General features: G+C 50.6%; 17 protein-coding genes and 1 pseudogene. 16 read left to right on the forward strand and 2 right to left on the reverse strand.

Annotated features, from left to right (window positions below):
- Positions 1-272 precede the first annotated feature (272 nt).
- The 15 genes from Mal48_RS02435 to dxs all read left to right on the forward strand — a co-directional run bounded on the left by Mal48_RS02435 (position 273) and on the right by dxs (position 16186).
- Positions 273-1277, forward strand: coding sequence for a DUF1559 domain-containing protein (locus Mal48_RS02435; RefSeq protein WP_315850673.1), 1005 nt, complete (start codon positions 273-275; stop codon positions 1275-1277).
- A gap of 365 nt (positions 1278-1642) precedes the next feature.
- Positions 1643-1819: a hypothetical protein gene (locus Mal48_RS23070; RefSeq protein ID WP_197441980.1), complete on the forward strand. Its 177-nt coding sequence runs from the start codon at positions 1643-1645 to the stop codon at positions 1817-1819.
- Positions 1819-4107: a hypothetical protein gene (locus Mal48_RS02440; protein ID WP_145195764.1), complete on the forward strand. Its 2289-nt coding sequence runs from the start codon at positions 1819-1821 to the stop codon at positions 4105-4107. Before Mal48_RS23070 ends, Mal48_RS02440 begins: the two co-directional genes overlap by 1 nt.
- 17 nt (positions 4108-4124) lie before the next feature.
- Positions 4125-5294 carry a multiheme c-type cytochrome gene (locus tag Mal48_RS02445; protein WP_145195766.1) on the forward strand — a complete coding sequence of 390 codons (1170 nt, stop codon included), beginning with the start codon at positions 4125-4127 and terminating at the stop codon, positions 5292-5294.
- A 260-nt stretch (positions 5295-5554) separates the two neighbouring features.
- Complete coding sequence (locus Mal48_RS02450) at positions 5555-7105, forward strand: hypothetical protein (RefSeq protein ID WP_231739860.1); 1551 nt, start codon at positions 5555-5557, stop codon at positions 7103-7105.
- Between the two features lie 221 nt (positions 7106-7326).
- Positions 7327-8025, forward strand: coding sequence for a 3-keto-disaccharide hydrolase (locus tag Mal48_RS02455; RefSeq protein ID WP_145195770.1), 699 nt, complete (start codon positions 7327-7329; stop codon positions 8023-8025).
- A gap of 99 nt (positions 8026-8124) precedes the next feature.
- Positions 8125-8778, forward strand: coding sequence for an HAD family hydrolase (locus Mal48_RS02460; RefSeq protein WP_145195772.1), 654 nt, complete (start codon positions 8125-8127; stop codon positions 8776-8778).
- Entirely contained in the window at positions 8775-9713 is a 939-nt protein-coding gene (locus Mal48_RS02465) for an alpha/beta hydrolase (protein WP_145195773.1), read from the forward strand. Before Mal48_RS02460 ends, Mal48_RS02465 begins: the two co-directional genes overlap by 4 nt.
- Positions 9714-9811: 98 nt before the next feature.
- Entirely contained in the window at positions 9812-10426 is a 615-nt protein-coding gene (locus Mal48_RS02470; RefSeq protein WP_145195775.1) for a DNA-3-methyladenine glycosylase family protein, read from the forward strand.
- 70 nt (positions 10427-10496) lie between these two features.
- Positions 10497-11888, forward strand: a complete 1392-nt coding sequence (locus tag Mal48_RS02475) for a DUF1501 domain-containing protein (protein ID WP_231739862.1) — start codon at positions 10497-10499, stop codon at positions 11886-11888.
- A gap of 73 nt (positions 11889-11961) precedes the next feature.
- On the forward strand, positions 11962-12327 hold the full coding sequence (locus Mal48_RS02480) for a hypothetical protein (RefSeq protein ID WP_145195777.1): 366 nt from the start codon (positions 11962-11964) through the stop codon (positions 12325-12327).
- On the forward strand, positions 12320-12550 hold the full coding sequence (locus Mal48_RS02485; RefSeq protein WP_145195779.1) for a hypothetical protein: 231 nt from the start codon (positions 12320-12322) through the stop codon (positions 12548-12550). The genes Mal48_RS02480 and Mal48_RS02485 overlap by 8 nt, the downstream gene beginning before the upstream one ends.
- 83 nt (positions 12551-12633) lie before the next feature.
- The gene (locus tag Mal48_RS02490; RefSeq protein ID WP_145195781.1) at positions 12634-13236 is read left to right on the forward strand and encodes a class I SAM-dependent methyltransferase; all 603 of its coding nucleotides are present in this window, start codon (positions 12634-12636) and stop codon (positions 13234-13236) included.
- A 137-nt stretch (positions 13237-13373) separates the two neighbouring features.
- The gene (locus Mal48_RS02495; protein ID WP_145195783.1) at positions 13374-14267 is read left to right on the forward strand and encodes a polyprenyl synthetase family protein; all 894 of its coding nucleotides are present in this window, start codon (positions 13374-13376) and stop codon (positions 14265-14267) included.
- Positions 14267-16186 (forward strand): 1-deoxy-D-xylulose-5-phosphate synthase, encoded by a 1920-nt coding sequence (gene dxs / locus Mal48_RS02500; RefSeq protein WP_145195785.1) that lies wholly within the window; start codon positions 14267-14269, stop codon positions 16184-16186. The genes Mal48_RS02495 and dxs overlap by 1 nt, the downstream gene beginning before the upstream one ends.
- 46 nt (positions 16187-16232) lie before the next feature.
- Here the strand turns inward: dxs and Mal48_RS02505 are convergent, their stop codons facing one another.
- Both Mal48_RS02505 and Mal48_RS23940 read right to left on the reverse strand, forming a co-directional pair.
- A complete protein-coding gene (locus Mal48_RS02505; RefSeq protein WP_145195787.1) occupies positions 16233-16715 on the reverse strand; it encodes a hypothetical protein in 483 nt (160 codons plus the stop codon).
- A gap of 241 nt (positions 16716-16956) precedes the next feature.
- Positions 16957-17526, reverse strand: a pseudogene (locus tag Mal48_RS23940) (REP-associated tyrosine transposase).
- Between the two features lie 116 nt (positions 17527-17642).
- Here Mal48_RS23940 and Mal48_RS02515 point away from each other — a divergent pair.
- Positions 17643-18122: a hypothetical protein gene (locus Mal48_RS02515; protein ID WP_145195791.1), complete on the forward strand. Its 480-nt coding sequence runs from the start codon at positions 17643-17645 to the stop codon at positions 18120-18122.
- The last annotated feature ends 180 nt before the right edge of the window (positions 18123-18302 follow it).

Raw genomic sequence — 18302 nt, forward strand, 5'->3', positions numbered from 1 at the left:
TGAGTTGCCAGGTGGAAGTTGATTTTTTTTTCGAAGACACCTCATCGAACCATGCCAACAGCGACTCTTCATTCTGGTCAATATTTTTGCGAAGAGAAACTGATCTCTTGATCTTTCTTAGACAGAGTTTCTGAAACGTTAATGAAATTCGGAAGCTTTCGTCTCTCCACTTGATATGCGGTTCTAGCAGTACATTCAGAGTTTTAAGTTCTACGAGTTCGTTTTAGCGATAAGATTGCTATTTTCATTCCTTTTTATGGTACGGAGAATTGATGATGATTTTGTCTAACTTTAGAAAGCGTAAAGGATTTACGCTGATCGAACTGTTGGTCGTGATCGCGATTATTGCGATCCTTGTGGCGCTTTTGCTGCCTGCAGTGCAGCAAGCACGTGAAGCGGCACGTCGCACACAGTGCAAAAACAACCTGAAGCAAATTGGGTTGGCACTTCACAACTATCACGACATCTACAACACTTTTCCGCCAGGGCGGACCCGCAACCTGTACTCAGGCATTACAGACGCTTGGTACACCGGAAACATTGCGTGGTTGCCCCGTTTGCTTCCACAAATGGATCAGGCTCCACTCTACAACACAATTGACTGGGATCTTGGTCAAGGGACGGGGAGTACCGATGGTGATGATGGCGTAAACGGAACAAACCCAACCGGAGCTCGCCGTCAAATCATTCCAGCCTTTCGTTGTCCGTCAGATCCCGGAAACGGTTCAGTCACATGGACCACACCGGCAGGAGTTCGTGTGTCAGGGGCACCTTCGAACTCTGGGTACGCGTCAGGGAACTATGTGGGTAACGTCGGTCGAACAACCCGGCTGAGCTCGAATACACCGGGAGTCTTTGGGCAGAACTCGCAGACACGGTTCCGCGATATTACTGACGGAACATCAAACGTTTTGGCTGTGTCAGAATGCGTGATCGGATTCTATCGAGAAAGCACAAATGATAGTGGGAACAACACCGATTGTACGCCAGGAAGTAAAGATACGAGTTCGACTCGGCAGGCGGGGAATTCGTGGTTCTATGTCTACCACCCACAATCTGCGTTTTTCAATACGTACGTCGGCCCGAACAATAAGAAGTCTGTCGATTGCGGAGTAAACTCAGACCGAACAAATGCCGCAGCAAGAAGTTTGCATGTCGGAGGCGTTCAAGCTGTTCTGTGCGATGGAAGCGTCAAGTTCATTAGTGAAAACATTGATTTGACAACCTGGAATAACCTGGGGAACAAATCTGACGGGAATGTTATAGGCGAGTTCTAGAGCATTTGAAAATGATGGACGGGGTCTGCCTCGTAACGTGTCATCGATAAGTTGTGAAAGTGGTCTTCATAGAGAGGACCAGCCACGACAGACATTAAAAATGCACTCGTTACGAACATCTCGACATCTCCCGATTCAGGAAAGTTGATCAGAGAACTGGCTCTTGAAATCCTTTTGATTTTGAGGGCCAGTTTTAATCTCACAGGATCGTTTTCAGAAGTGGCCCGGTGCGTCCGCGGTTTGGGCGACTTTGCTCTTCTGATTTGATGAACGCCAAGGCTTGAAAAAAAGAACCTTCTCAAGCACACTGATATTAATATTGGCTTTTTACGAGTTCTTCACCCTAAATTACAAAGAGTAGTTTTATGATTCTTAAGCGTGTCTTTTTGTTGATGTTTTTCTCACTCGTCATGACCTTGTCTGTTGGCTGCGGTGGAAACGTGAGTGAAGGAGTCGCAGATGGCGAAGACGAGCCAGAAGTCGAATTGACTGAAGAGGAAATTGCTGGCGAAGAAGCGTCACATCAGGGGTCGCAGCAGTAGTGTCCCCAGAGGTCCCCAGGCCGACAGCTGAGACGCATTCGAACAACCTCGTCGTCTGGTTGGCTGGGGTGATGTTTCTGGTTGTCCAAAGACCTCTCTATTCTCACAGTCTTTGGTGGAATTTATCCCGTGGGCGCGAAGTCGCACACGGGATTTTTTCGCCTGTGAAAGAGTTGCTCACGCTGGAGAGAGCCTTTGAGGCTGACTGGTGTAGCGGCCTCCCGTTTTATCTCTTCTGGTCCACGGGCGGAATTCACTTTCTTGCCGCCATCCCGCTTTTGGCCTCGACTTTTCTCCTTATCTTCCTTGGGAAAAAACTCTCTGCAGCGAATGGAACGTGGGCAGTTGCTCTCATGCTTCCACTGTTTCTTTGGTCTGTTCGTGGAGAACTTCAACCCGTCCCCGGACTGATTGATCTTTTAGGATTGGTTGTCCTCTGGCAAGTTCTCTCCGCGCGGCGATCCAAGCGGCAATTGATATTTTCAGTCTTGCTTCTGTTCGCCGTTTGGTCAAATTTCGCACCGCGTCCAGGTTGGGGCTTGTTGTGGTTACTGCTCACTGTTGGCTTTCAGCAGAGTGTGGACAATGCGATCACTAAGAAAAAAAACAAACGTTCGAAGGTTGCTGAAAGGTCGAACACGCACTTCATGCAATCCAGTTTGGCAGTCGTGGTGGCGGCTTTGATTGGTGGGATCTGCAATCCACGGGGAATTCTTTCATGGCGGGATTCTTTCGTCTTGATGATGCCGTCGACCTTTGTGTCTCCTGAGTTCAGATTAGAGCGGGCGTGGTCGGGCGCGTTCAATTCAAAGAGTTGGTCCGTTGAAGAAACTGCATTTCTGTTATTGTTCTTTTTGAGTGTGGGACTTGTGGTTCGAGCGATTTGGTTGTCTCAAAGAGTCGAAGCAAGTACGGGGAGTAACTCGAACGATGAGGGTGATCTTGCTCGCGATCGGAGCCGGAATCGACAGCGGAATCTAGCGTTAATCTCTCTGTTCAGTCTCCCGCTGTTGGGGTGCTTGTTGGCGAAAGCCAATCTTCCAATTTGCAGCCTCTGGCTGGTGTTGGCTGTGCTTTGGTTTTCTGACCAATCAGTCCCGAGTGAAAAGAAAACACGAGAGCACGTACAAGGTTGGAGGCTGACCTCTGTTGCAGCGATCATTTTCGGCATTGCTCTCGTTGATGCCACAGGGATCAGCAGTTTGTCGACGCGACGGCTGGGGTGGGGGATTGATTCGGAGATTGACGTTCGCTTACTGAACCTTCCTCAATTGGATCCTGATGGTGAACAGCTCATTGGTTGGTCGCCTGATACTCGGTCGGTCGGTGCCGCTTTGTGGATCGATGAAGGGATGAAGTTTGTTGATGTCCCTCAGCGAGCACTTCTTGGAGGTCGGCTGCGAGAACACTCTCAACAGCTCGAAGATTTGAGAGGGGCACACCGAGCCAGCTATTTTCGTGACGATGGGTCTCAGGGAGGATGGGTTCGGAAGTTCAGTGAATGGAACGTTGACCTGCTTATTCTTCCCGTTGAATTTGAGGTGATTCATCGCGAGTTAATGAAGTCTCCATGGCGTCCTTTGGATATGGATTCTCCAGCTGTGCCGTATGGGTCGTCAGCGAATTCAAGAATGTCACAGCTGGTTTTGGAGGTGATTCAACAACAGGGATTTGTTGAGTTCGGTCCGTGGCAGCCTTCAGTCGAAAATTATAGCGGACATGGTTGGCGATTCGATTTCGTCGAGTTGCTGGGCGGAGGGACCGATCCGGCGGCTGCAATTCGTCAATCGCGGTTATTTCGCACGATGGACATTCCTGTCGCTGCGTTGCGAGCACTCGTTCCAGTCCGGACAGGGAAGGTTCGCGGTCCTCTCGCTCACGAGCTTGGTCTCTGTCAGCGTGATTTGGCATATCAGGAGTGGACAACTTTTGGGCAAGCGAGCGTTTTTCGTCGGCTTGTCTTGAGGGAATTCCCAAGTGATTCAGCTGGTTCAAGCTCCGCAACTCCTCTCTGGGGGGAATTGACACCTGATGAAATTGAGACACCAGAAGTTTGGGAGGAAAGCGTTCAGCTGTACTTGCGCGGCGATCTTCATGGCGCAATTCAAACTCTCCCCGGAGAAACTTCGCAACAGTGTTTCGCATCGGCTATGCTTTGGCTTGAGTTAGGTGAAACCGGATCAGCGATGCAGGAGTTAGAGAAGCTTCTCAAGCTGAATCCGGATCGGCCTATGCAGATTGCTGCAAATTACTGGCGGGAGCAAATTCAACAGTTCAGCGAGTTTTGAGTTGGACGATTTTCTCAATGCAGAATGATTCAGAAAAACGACTGAAAAGTGACAGCGTGCTGTGGCTGCTCCCGATGCTCATCCTTGTCGGTGGGCTCGCTTCGCTCGCGGTCTCTCGGACTGATTCTCCCGAAGATCGACCGCGTCCTGTTGTGTTGAGTTCGCAGCCGCGTGTTTCTCAAGAACGCTGCGCTGAATGCCATTCTGATATCACAGATGAATTTCATTTGGCTCCTCATTCGCGAACTTTAAAACGTGTTCCACCTGACGAATTCATCGAAAAATTTGCTGGCAGATCCGTCAAGCTGCAGGGGACGGGTGTCGAAATGGAGTATCGTGTTGAGGATGATCGGCTCGCTGTTTCTTCATCCGCTTACCCTCGTGAATTGCCTATCGAATGGATCTTCGGTTCGGGAACGCATGCGTGTACACCGTTGATCACCTGGACCGATGCACATGGGAAGACAACGTCTCTGGAGCACAGCGTGAGTTGGTATCCTGATGGAAAACTTGCCAGAACTCTCGGTATGGAAGAGCTCAAAGAGACCGAAGGTCTGCTTGCACTCGGAGTGCCTCGGACTCCGGCACAAACGGTGAATTGCTTCGGTTGTCATGCGACGCATGTCCCTGTTCATCAAGGGAAAATCGACTTCGACGGCATTGAGCCCGGGATCGGGTGTATTCGCTGTCACAAGGGGACTGCTGAGCATGTTCGAAATATGGATGAAGGATTCGCTGCAACGATTGAACGTTTCTCTCAATTGAGTCCGCGTGAAGCTGTTGATCGTTGTGGCGAGTGCCATCGTCGAGCGGATGAGCTTGATGGAGAGATTCGCCCGGACGACAAAACTCTCCCGAGATTTGCATCGGTCGGCCTTGTTCAGAGTCCCTGTTTCAAACAGCAGGCAGGGATGAAGCTTCCGTCCGGGAAGCCAGCTCGTTTGGACTGCACGACCTGTCACGATCCTCATCGTCCGGCGATCCGTGACTGGAAAGTGCACACGGCTGTTTGCCTGGACTGTCATCATTCAAACAATGAGGCTGCCCACGATTGCCCACGTGCAGCCCGCGATTCAAACTGCTTGAAGTGTCACATGCCGAAGGTCCCAGCAAACGAGCATCTGGAGTTCACCGACCACTGGATCCGCATCCAGGAGAACTTCGATTCAGACTCTGTAGACGATTAGAGCATCTATCGTGTTTCACGTCTTCGTGAAGAGTGCTTTCAAATGAAAAACCACTCATGCCTGCGAAACTGAGGCTTGCTCACTCAGTGTCGTAGGTTTGTGTGGATCAGACCCAGGGAACTTGGTGGGACTGCTCATTTCTTTCGGTCCATTGTTCTCGAATGTTGTCGCGTCATACACTTTTTCTCTGAAGAACGATCAACGAAGAGCGATTAGTGAAGAACGAAAATTATTTGGACTGGGAAGAGGGGTAAGGATCGATGCATTTTTGTCAGAGAAGTTTCGCACCTTGGAGTTTTGTTCTGTTAGCTCTGCTGATTGAAAATGGACATGTGCCCAGATTGCTGAGCGCAGAGGATGTCGTTGATGTGGGGGCTCGGCGGGAATTGTTTATTGACGATGTACTGATCGGCAGCATGGCACAAACTCGGCGACAGTTACATCATCCTGTTCCAAGAAAGATTGCCATCACTCATGATGCTCCATGGGAAGGGGCGGGGTGTGGATATCATACAATCATTCAGGATGGAGACCTTTATCGGCTGTACTACCGCGGCTCGGCTTTAGGTGTCGAAGATGGCAAGTTGCGATTCGGTAAGCAGGTCTACTGTTACGCTGAAAGTCGTGACGGCGTTCACTTTACAAAACCCAATCTGGGGATCGTGGAATACGAGGGATCGAAAGAGAACAATATTTTCTGGAATAAGGTCGGAGTTCACAATTTTGCTCCGTTTCTGGACACGAATCCAGCGTGTCCTCCAGAGGCTCGGTTTAAAGCCTTGGGCGGGACAGCGAGTGAAGGTGGGCTGTTTGCATTTCAGTCAGCAGATGGAATCCACTGGTCGCTGATGCAAAAAGAGCCGGTCGTGACTGAAGGGGCGTTCGATTCTCAAAACCTGGCTTTCTGGGATTCCTCTGCAAAGAAATATCGTGCCTATTTTCGTACGTTCACTGAAGGTGTCACGACAGGCAAGGTCTGGAAGCCAGCTGGCTTTCGCGCGATTCGGACTGCGTCATCAGCAGATTTTCTTTCGTGGGAGGATAACGCCGATTTGACGTATAAAGACTCGCCTGTTGAGCATCTCTACACGAATCAGGTTGGCCCTTATTTTCGTGCTCCACATCTTCTGGTCGGATTTCCGACTCGTTACATCGAACGCGGATGGTCTGACTCGATGCGCGCGTTGCCTCAACGTAAGGAGCGAGAAAAGCGATCAAAGGCTCACCTCAGATACGGGACCTCGCTGACCGAAGGGCTCTTGATGGCGAGTCGGGATGGCGTTCATTTTGAACGTTGGAATGAAGCATTCTTGAGGCCCGGTGCTGAGCGGCCCGATACTTGGCTTTACGGTCATCAGTACATCGCCTGGCATGCAGTTGAGACGAAGTCATCTTTGCCGGGGGCAGCAAATGAAATTTCGATCTATGCCCCAGAGGGATCGTGGATCGGGAGCAGCAATTCGCTGCGGCGCTATACACTTCGTCTCGATGGATTTGTTTCCATTAATGCTCCCTGGGAAGGTGGAGAAATGATTACGAAGCCCATTCGCTTTCAAGGCGAGATGTTAGAGCTGAACTTTGCAACATCAGCGGCAGGTGGAATACGTGTTGAAATTCAATCTGACAGCGGAACTCCTGTCCCCGGATTCACGTTGGCTGAAAGTGAAGAACTCTTCGGAGATTCGGTCAATCGCACTGTGACATGGAAGTCCGGGGGCGACATGAGCAAACTCTCAGGTCAGGCCATTAAGTTGCGATTTGTCATGAAAGATGCCGATCTCTATTCGTTTCGGTTTTCTGATGCGAAGTGAAAATTAATCGTTTCGTCAGCCTGCATCTCTCGCTTTGTTGTCATTTCGTGAAAGTTCGCCACTCAGCATGTTGACGTGGTCGCGGGAAGAGGGAGAATGTTTAGAACTGATCCTGAAACTTGAAATTGCTCTCTCAAACGTTGAGGAAAGCGACCTTTCCAGTAGTTTTCGGACTGCTTCTAGTGTTAGATAACTTCAACTCCAGATTCGGAGATTAGCGAATGCTTATTCCTGTTCGTCTTTTGAAAATTTCATCGGTGCCGTTCTGTTTTGCGGTCGCTGTTTTCCTGGCCTCTTCTCTTTCTGCAGAAGAGAAGAAGGAGAAGCCGGTTGATGCTCCCAAGGGAGAAGTCATCAAGCTCTTTGATGGCAAGTCCTTGAAGAACTGGAAGGTCACCGATTTTGGCGGGGAGGGGACAGTACTTGTAAAAGATGGACAACTGATTCTTGAGCCAGGCGATCCGATCACCGGAGTTCATTGGGTCGGGAAAGAACTTCCAAATGTGAATTATGAGATTTCATTCGACGCTCAGCGAGTCGACGGGAATGACTTCTTTTGTGCTCTAACTTTTCCAGTTAAGGAGAAGCTGTGCAGTCTCATCCTGGGAGGTTGGGGTGGGAGTTTGATTGGACTTTCTAACATTAATGATTTTGATGCCTCTGAAAATGAGTCGACTGACTACTACTCCTTCGACAACGAAAAGTGGTACAAAATTCGATTGCGAGTTGACGAGAAGTTCATTCAGGCCTGGATCGACGAGACTCGCATCACGAAGATTGACCACACGGAAAACCGCATCTCTATCCGGATCGAAATGGAACTTTCAAAACCGCTCGGCTTGGCCTCTTTTCAAACAAAGGGAGCGATTAAAAACTTGAAAATGACGAAGCTGAAACCGGAAGTGAAAAAGAAAGATTGAGCGTCGTTGGCACGCCCCGTTGCAGTCAACTCTTCAGGTGCGGGCCGATTTGGTCTCGGAAAAGTGCTTCCCGGTCTGTCATAGAAAGTCACAGGAGAAATGAAACCAGTCATTCGCGCAGTCGTCTTTGATATGGACGGCTTGATGTTTAATACGGAAGAAGTCTTCAATCGGTCGGGAACGGAGTTGCTGCGACGACGTGGAAAAGTTCCGACGCCGATCCTCTTTCATTCCATGATGGGGCGACGCGCTGAAGAAGCGTTTCAGGTGATGATCGATCAAATGGAATTGACTGAGTCGATTGCAGAACTTCAAACGGAATCCGAGGAGATTTTCGATTCACTCCTCGATGACATTCTTGCTCCCATGCCGGGATTGCTGAACCTGCTGAATGTCCTGGAACAGCGGCAGCTTCCCAAGATGGTCGCGACGTCATCGCATCGAAAATATTTGACGGACATTCTGGGACGATTCGATTTATTGCACCGGTTTCCTAAAACGTTGACAGCTGAAGATGTGACGCATGGGAAGCCGCACCCTGAAATTTATCTGACGGCGGCAGCTCAGTTGGAGGTCTCGCCAAGCGAAATGCTGGTTCTGGAGGACAGCGAAAATGGAACAAAATCCGCAGCCGCTGCTGGAGCACATATCATTTCTGTCCCGCACGAAATCAGCGCGCATCATGATTTCAGTTCTGCAAAAGCGATCGCCAAGAGTCTCGATGATCCAGTGATCCACGAGCTGTTGGGATGAACAAGTCGTCGACGCTTGATCAGATACCGGAGAAAATGACGCTCAGACGTCAGTTGATCAGGCTGGTTTTGTTAGCAGGATTCACTTACCTGGGGTTTTGTTTGATGCTGGCGTTTCTTCAGCGCAAGTTGATTTATGTTCCGCGAGCTGCACCGGTCTTGCTTGCAGAATCTGGTTACCCTGAGGAGCGAATTCGCGAAATCGTTCTTTCCGTTGATGACGGCCTGAACCTCTACGGGTGGTATTGTCTGCCCGATACCGGCAAGGCGCCGGCATCTCCCAGGTTGGCACTGATCTTTCCCGGGAATGGTGGCAACCGGCTCAATCGCGTGCGAATTTTGGAGTTAGTGAATGACCTTGGTTGTGCTGCTCTGATTGTCGATTATCGCGGCTACGGTGGGAGTCATGGTGCTCCTTCAGAGGAAGCGATCGCGACTGATTGCCGAAAGGTTTGGGGGTTCGCCACAGGCGAACTGGGATTCTCAAACGATCAGATTATCGTCTTTGGACAATCGTTGGGTGGTGGCGTTGCGACTCGTCTCGTCTGGGAGCTTTGTCAGGAAAATCAGGCACCAGCGGGGCTCGTTCTTCAGGCAACGTTTACTTCTCTCGTGGATGCCGCTCAACACCGTTTCCCGTGGCTGCCGGTCAATCTGTTACTTGTTGACAGGTATCCGTCAATCAATCGCATCCCCGATATTACCTGTCCTCTACTCATGCTGCACGGAAGGCAGGATGAAATTGTTCCACTCCAGCTTGGAGAGCGACTCTTTGCGGTGGCACCAGAGGTCTCCGCAAACGGAATTCAGAAACGTTTCGTCGAGCTTCCAGATGCGGGGCATAATGATATTTATCATGTGGCGTTGGACGATGTGATAAAGGCAAAGCGTGAGTTTCTTGACTCGATTCAAGACGCGTCCCGCGGAACTGATTAGAGCAGTTTGCTCTATCGTGCCCGTGAAGAGCGCATTTCTCTAGTAAGAATGCTGTTCGTCACGAGGCAGATCCAGCAACCAATTCGAAAGATGCTCCAATGCCTCTGCTTGATCCGCAACTTCTGGCTGATGCGCATCGACATTTGTCCGGTTCCGATGACGTTCTCGCAGAAGTGATTCGTGAAGTTGGACCATGTACTCTTGATCGTCAAACAAATCGATATCGCAGCTTGCTCCGGGCGATTGTCGGTCAACAAATCTCCTCTGCGGCAGCGAAGTCTGTCTTCAATAAGCTCGAAGTTGCCGTTCATTCTAAAACGCTGAATCCGGAAGCTGTCTCGAGACTGACTGTGGCGGACCTGCGTGGTGCCGGGCTGTCTTCACAGAAGGTTCGCTACGTTCAGGATTTGACAGAACATGTTCTCGATAAAAGATTGAAGCTTCGTTCCCTGCATTACAAAAGCGACAATGAAGTCATTGAGTTGCTGACTGATGTCAAAGGGATTGGCGAATGGACGGCACAGATGTTTCTCATGTTCTCACTCGGGCGTCCTGATATCATGCCGTGGGGAGATCTGGGAATACAGGTCGCAATACGTAATCTGTATGGGTTTTCGGAGTTACCAAACAAAGCAGAATGCCTCGAAATTTCGCGTCCTTGGCGTCCGTATGCTACAATTGCCAGCTGGTATTTGTGGCGAACACTCGACTGAATAGACGGCGAATGCGACTTTCGCGGGCACGATAAGCATTGAAAATGCTTTAACACTCAATTCGGGAACGATGATGCTCAGTTTTGTTGACACGAATCGGCGCACCGGACGACGAGAGTTTTTGCGGGCTGGAAGCTTGGCCTTGGGCGGATTGGGGTTGCCGCTTGCCTTTCAGCGATCTCTCCAGGCAGCGTCAATGCCATCGCTGCTCACTGACAAAACAGTTGTCTTTGTCTTCATGCATGGTGGCCCAAGCCAGATCGAAACATTCGACCCGAAGATGGGGGCTCCGATTGGGATTTCGAGTGCAACAGGAGAAGTGAGCACAAAAGTTCCTGGTGTCACTTTCGGAGGGACGTTTCCTCGCTTAGCCAGCTTGGCTGACCAGATGACAATCGTTCGTTCCTTCCGCACCGGTCGCGGAAACCATGACGTCAAACCGATCGTCAGTGCAGAGACATCGAACGCGAATCTGGGCGCGTTGTATGCCCGGATCGCTGGCCAGAATCGTTCCGATTCCGGAATGCCAACCAATGTAAGTCTGTTTCCTCGGTCCGTTGATGATTCAACGATGCCCGCATTCAAAAAACTTGGAGACGTTCAGGCAACCGGAGCATTAGGGGCAGGGTATGCTCCATTCAATCCAAGTGGTGGAGGAAATTTACAGGCTGACATGAAACTCAATATTCCCATGACACGGTTAGATCACCGTCGCGTCTTATTGAGTGAACTGGATCGTCTGCAACGTCGTATGGAGAAGGACGGAAGTTGGGAAGGGTTGAACTCGATTAAGGAGCAGGCGTTCAGCACCGTACTCGGAGGAGTTGCAAGTGCGTTCGACCTCAGCGAAGAAGACCCCGCGACGATTCGCCGGTATGACACAGCTCCGCTTGTTCGAACTGAAGAGATCGACAAGAAATGGAACAACCACAAACGTTATGCAGACAATGCAAAGAGCCTTGGCAAGTTGATGTTATTGGCTCGCCGGCTTTGTGAACGCGGCTGCGGTTTTGTGACTGTCACAACAAACTTTGTGTGGGACATGCACGCCGATGCGAACAACGCAGGCGTTGAGGAAGGGATGAGATACATGGGGCTGCCGTTCGATCATGCGATCTCCACGTTTCTTGAAGATCTCCAGGACCGAGGTCTTTCGGAGAAAGTTCTGCTGGTCTGCTGCGGAGAAATGGGACGAACTCCCAAGCTCAACTCTCTCGGTGGTCGCGGTCACTGGGGAGCACTTTCCCCACTCATGCTCGCGGGGGCAGGCATGCCGAAAGGCCAAGTCTTCGGTCAATCAACTCGAGACGCAGCCAAGCCACTTTCTGAACCAGTAGAGATTTCCAATCTCGTTTCTACGATCCTCAACACACTAATGGACGGTCCTCAAGTCCGTTTGGAAACCGGCGCCCCCAAAGAGGTGACAGACGCTTTGTTCGCGCCTCCGATCCCGCTGGGGTGAGGCATGGTGCTTACTTCATTTGAAGAAGAGTGGTGCGGCTTCAATATTTTTTGACTGACGAACTGGAACCAAGATGAACCAAAGTTTTCAGCCCTTTCGTATTGAAGGAGAGAGCATCGTTGCCCTGATTTTTATTACAGTGGGCTACTTGCTTCTTCTGACGCTCGTGACGTTAACATCCAGGTCGAACTCGCTACGTTTGATTGGGCTCGGTCTGGTGACCGCGGTTGCGGGAGTGATGTACTCAAGTCTCGTCCCGACTGCGGCGCTCACTACGCCGGTCATGATGAAAATTGGATTTTTGCTCGTTCTTGCAGGTGTTTTGGTCCCATTTGCTTCGGAGCCAAAGACGCCCGTGGTTCAGACTGCATCGTCTTCAGGTGAGACTTCGGAGGGGGCTGGCCTCGGTGGGATGCCCGAAGGAGAAGGCCATGAATAAGTTCTGGAATTGTGTTTCGAGTCGGAGGTTTCAGTCTGCTCTCATCGCAGTTGTGGTTTGGGCGATCATGTTTCCGGAAGATCTTCAGATCATCCTTGTGCCAGTTCAAGAATTGTTGAGTGTGACAAAATCTCTTTCAACAGGCGTCTATTTACTTGTCAGTGCGATAGTGATTTGTCGGACCTGGAAAGAGGTCTCTTCGAAGGTTCCCGACAGGATCTGATGCTGCGAGTATGCGATGCGAACCTGCTTATGAGATTTCCGAAGAGTCAACACAACTCGTGCTCTATTTAAACGAACAGAAAGATGACCAACGCAAAAACTGACCGTGACTGGAATGAGAAGTACGCAACTGCGAATACTCCGTGGGATTCGAATTTACCATCACATGAGCTTCTCAACGTCTTGAATCAATATGCTGTCTCTCTTGGACGAGCGATTGAGCTGGGATGTGGGACCGGGACGAATGCTGTCGCACTGGCGAAACTTGGTTGGCAAGTGACGGCGGTCGATTGTGTCCCCCAGGCATTGGAGACGGCAAAGCTGAAAGCGAACGATGCAGGAGTCGTTGTTGATTGGATTGAAGCTGACGTGCAGAACTTTGGGCAAGGACTCGAACCGTTTGATTTGGTCTTTGACCGTGGCTGTTATCATTGCTGCCGACGAGTCGATCTTGAAGGCTACATGAACACGCTGCGAACGGTGACTCAGCCAGGTTCACAGATGCTTTGTCTGTGTGGGAATCCGAACGAAAATGAACAAGGAGGGCCTCCACGTGTTCCTGAAGAGGCTGTGCGAAAAGAATTTTCGGATCTCTTTGAGATCGATCATCTGCGCGCCTTTCACTTTGAAGATGCTGGAGGGATACAAGGGCCGCTCGGATGGTCCGTCTGGATGAAACGGAAATGATTTATCGTTTCATTGAAATCGAATCTCGGTTTCGACATTACTGAAATTCGGGGCCGAAACGATTGACGGCAGCTCATCCGGTCGGTTCAAATCCCTTCAATCTTCACTTCACCTTTCACCTTCGAACGCGAATCAAAATGGATGCTGGTCCCGAACTTTCAACGTATCTTGCAAGTTTGCGGCTCCTCATTGAGGAGCGACTCAAGTTCGACACGGAACTTTCTGGACAGTGCCCGCAGAAACTTCAGGAAGCGATTCGATACAGCCTCCTCGCACCGGGGAAGCGTGTGCGGCCTTGTCTGGCGTTAATGGCATGTGAAGCGTGTGGGGGAGACATCAAATCTGCTCTGCCAGCTGCTTCTGCATTGGAAATGATTCATTGCTATTCGTTGATTCATGACGACCTGCCAGCGATGGATGATGATGATCTGCGACGTGGACGACCGACGAACCACATTCAATTCGGTGAGTCGACCGCGATTCTGGCTGGCGATGGCTTGCTGACTCTCGCCTTTGAAACACTCGCCAAAGGGATCTCCGATCCCCAAGTTGCAATTGCCTGTGTCGCCGATCTTGCCTCGGCAGCCGGTGTGGAAGGGATGGTCGGAGGGCAACAGGCGGATCTTGAGGGAGAGGAAATTGAAGAGATCTCACTTGAGCATTTGGAGTCGATTCATCGTCGAAAAACTGGACGACTTTTGACGGCTCCGCTCATCATGGGGGGGAGAATCGCTGGTGCAGACCTTGAAACCCTGAATAATCTCAAGATTTATGGCGAATCGGTTGGATTAGCGTTCCAAATTGCGGATGATCTCTTGGATGTGGTCGGAGATTCCCGGAAAATGGGGAAAGGTGTCCAGAAAGACGCCGACCACGGAAAAGCGACTTATCCCGCTCTGTTAGGGCTGGAAGAAAGTCGCAAGAAAGCGAATATAATCATCGAACAAGCCTGCGACGCGATTTCCGGTTTTGGAGATCGTGGGAATTATCTGGCAGCCTTGGCGAAATACACGATAGAGCGAGACCATTAATGGAATATCAACTTCTGCCGATGATCGGCTCTCCGAAAGAACTCGAGAGTCTTTCGGAAGATCAACTGACTCAACTCGCTGCCGAGATCCGGGAAGCTTTATGCGAGATTGTTTCAGATCGCCCTGCGCACTTCGCGAGTAACCTGGGAGTTGTTGAACTTTGTCTGGCGCTGCATCTGACGTTTGATTTCTCAAAAGACCGACTGATTTGGGATACCGGTCATCAGATCTATCCGCACAAATTGATCACCGGTCGCTATCCCCAGTTCAACACGATCCGTCGCAAAGGCGGGTTAATGGGATACCCGAACCCCGAGGAGAGTGAATACGATCTCTTCATGACCGGACATGCCGGAGCGAGCGTTTCTACTGTTCTGGGACTGAAAGCAGGAGATGATCTGCTCACCCCTGAAGATAATCGGAAAGCAGTCGCGGTCCTCGGTGATGGAGCGCTTCCGTCAGGTGTGGTCTTTGAAGCATTCAACAATGCTGCTGAGCTCAACAAAGACTTGCTTGTCATCTTGAACGATAACGAAATGGGAATTTGTCCTCGCGTAGGCGGGTTGGCGAATTATCTCGACAAGGCACGTGTTGCTCCGTTCTATAATGGGCTCAAGAAAGATGTCTCCTGGCTGTTGAATAAAGTCCCGATGATCGGTGAGTCAGCTGCCGAAAAGGTGGGACAATTCAAAGACGCAGTCAAGAGTTTCCTCCACGGGGGAATGCTCTTCGAAGAGATGGGCTTCCGCTACGTCGGACCTGTCGATGGCCACGACCTTCGTGCACTGCGTAAAGCGATGGAGATGGTGAAAGAAGTCAAAGGTCCGGTTCTGCTGCATGTGTTCACCGAGAAAGGACACGGATTCAAACCGGCATCCGAGAACCCTGTGAAATTCCATACGCCTGCACCGTTCTGCCGGGATAGCGAAGTTGGCGTGGTCTTTCAGAAGAAAGGTTCATCGCCAGCGTACACGGATCTCGTCAGCGATTCGCTGCACACGATGATGGAGAAAGACAAGCGGGTTTGCGTTCTGACAGCAGCAATGTGTCAGGGGAACAAGCTCGATCAGATTCGAGAAGACTACCCCGACCGTTTCTTCGATACCGGGATTTGCGAAGGACACGCCGTTGCCTTTGCTGGTGGAATGGCCAAAGCGGGAATGCGACCGGTTGTCGACATTTACAGTACCTTCCTGCAACGAAGTTTTGATCACATCTTCCAGGAAGTCGCACTGCAGAATTTACCCGTCACATTCTGTCTCGATCGAGCAGGGTTGTGCGGGCCTGATGGTCCAACTCACCACGGTGTGTTCGATGTCTCGTACATGCGGGTCTTCCCGAATATTTCTGTGATGGCGCCCGGGGATTCGCTCGACATTGCACCGATGCTCGACTTCACGATGGAGCACAATGGTCCCGCTTCGATTCGTTATCCCAAAACGGGAGCTGAAACGGTCGAACGAACGTTGGCACCCATCGAGTACGGAAAGTCTGAAGTGCTTCGCTGGGGAGAAGACGGAACCTTCGTCGCCTTCGGGGCACTCTTCCCAGCCTGTGTCGCAGCAGCGGATCGCCTGGCGAAAGATGGCCTCGACATTGGCGTCGTGAACGCACGATTCCTCAGGCCGCTCGATACTGAGGTGATTTTCAAAGCAATTCAGGAAACGAACTTTGTCATCACTGTCGAAGAGAACACACTTTGTGGCGGCTTTGGCAGTACCGTTCTTGAAGCTGCGAATGATGCCGGTCTGAACACTTCGACCATCAAGCGGCTCGGAATTCCGGATGAGTTCATCGAGCACGGAGAACGCGGCGAACTGCTTGCCGATCTCGGTTTGGATGTTGCCGGCCTGATGGCAACTGCTCACCAGATGAATTCGAAGCACGGCAGCAGGAATTCAGATTCCATCGTCGCCTGAGTTTGCTTTCTGGTCAATCTCAATGGAACGCCTTCCGGTGCAGCGGTCACGTCTGTTGCATCGGAGGACGTGCATCAACGTGTCGCCACGCAGCGAGCGTCATCATCAGATATGTCAACGATGAAATCCATTCAATCGTTGTCAGTTGGTTGTATCGGCGGTGACCAATCGTGAACGCATCACGATCAGTAATCTCTACGGCATCCATGTCAATGACAGCATCCAGATGCCCATGGACAATCACCAGACCGACGAGCGAGCAGACAAGGACCAGGCTGCAGGCGACGAGTGTAAATCCATATTTGCGAGAGACCTTCATCACCAACGCTGCATTCCAGAGCATCAAGACAGCAGTGACTCCTCCAGCGATCTGTAACCAGTGAGTCACACGCTGAGTGATCAATCCTCCGACCATCGAGTCGGTCAGCACATCATGGGCGATGCGAACCACGATCCCGGTATAAAACGTCAGCCCGCCCCAAAAGACGGAAAACGCAATCAGCAAGAGCACCCTGCAAACGGTGATCATCAACAAGATCTTTCTATAATCTCAGTTCGTGTACGTGGCTCAGGCATGGTGGAATTCATCCAATGTCTTCGGTTGGATGTCACCAGGATGTCAATTTTAGTGAACGACTCAATGATTCGCATCGTCCAACGTTAGCCGTCGGGGCCATTCGCTTCGCTACTGACCCTTGCCACCCTTGTCGGGACCAGAAGAGGTAGGGCAGGGCTTCCCTGCCGCCTCTCATTGATGCTCTTGGATTTCATTAAACTGGCTCCCCAGCATGATCTTCAATGTCACCAAGATCGAGTAACTCTGTATGGCCGCATGCCCAATTTTCGGGATAGACGCCAGCGTTCACCCAGCGATGAAAACTTGACACCTGCCAATCCTTTGGACAGCGGGCGTATCCATGTTTCACTGGATTGAAGTGTATGTAGTCAAAATGGGCTTCGTAGTCTTCGATATCTTCGATTGCATGTTCCCAGAAGCGAGGCTGCCAAATTCCCTTGCGACCCTCTTTTGTTTGAGCATCAGAAATTGCCGCCTCTTTGCCTCCAGTTTTTAGAAAGTTAGAGGTGAAATTTCTTTTGATGATGCTTCAACGTTTCGAGAAATCATGATCTCCACGAGGTAAAGTCCAGAGACAATGCAGATGATCCGGGAGTACCACGATTGCGTTGATCTCAAAAGGATATTTTTGCTTGCATTCTCGAAAAGCATCACCGAGAATTTTTGTTGCGGGTTGATGTCGAAAGATTGGTCGACGTCCATAGGTCACGACCGTAAAGAAAAAAGTTCCACCAGGAATATAGGCACGACGATAATTGGGCATCAAAGAATCGTAATGATTTGCAGCGACCAGTTGACAGTGAAACCAAGACAGAAAGTCTCTAATCGTCCGCGGCAGGGGAGCCCTGCCGTACAGTACTAACCCAGAAAGCACTTTCCATGAAACACATCATTGCCACCTGTCTTTGTCTTGTTTCCGTGAACCTGGGCCAGGCCGACGATTCGCCACAAACTTATGGTCTAGTCAAAGTGCCGTCTTCGGCGTATCCAGACCCAACCGAGCAATCCGAGACTGCCCGTCTGAAGACTCTTCGCGAGAATATTCAAGCGGCGGAGCAATTGCTCACCCAAAAGGACTACAAGACATTTTTATTGAAGTACGCTGACCCCTTTTGGTTGTCCCGAATGTCCGTTGAAGAAAATGCGACACTCGAAGAAACGGTTGCAACTCTTGCGCAAAATGACATGCAGAGGATTGGTCCAAAGATTCTCGAGACAATTTCGGCAACGGAAGCCAATGCGCCGACATGGCGTCTTGGCGGACGCTTTGCTGCGTTCTCAGCAAAGCGACGGACTCAGATCGGTGAAACGTGGGTCTACTATGAGGGCCGATGGCGGATCCTTCCACCGATTGGCTAATTGGAGTTCTGATCGAGTACCGGTAGGGCAGGGCCCCCTGCCGCAATGCTATCAAAAAGTTTAGGTGAACCTTTGGAGAAAAAACAATCTCGAAGTAATTCGAATGAGACTCTGCTTATCACAACTCGAGCGGTTCTGTTGGGGGCTCTACTCTTGTCTTCATTTTGGTGGGTTTGAAGT

Origin of the sequence: Thalassoglobus polymorphus (assembly GCF_007744255.1) — a bacterium.
Lineage (GTDB): Bacteria > Planctomycetota > Planctomycetia > Planctomycetales > Planctomycetaceae > Thalassoglobus > Thalassoglobus polymorphus.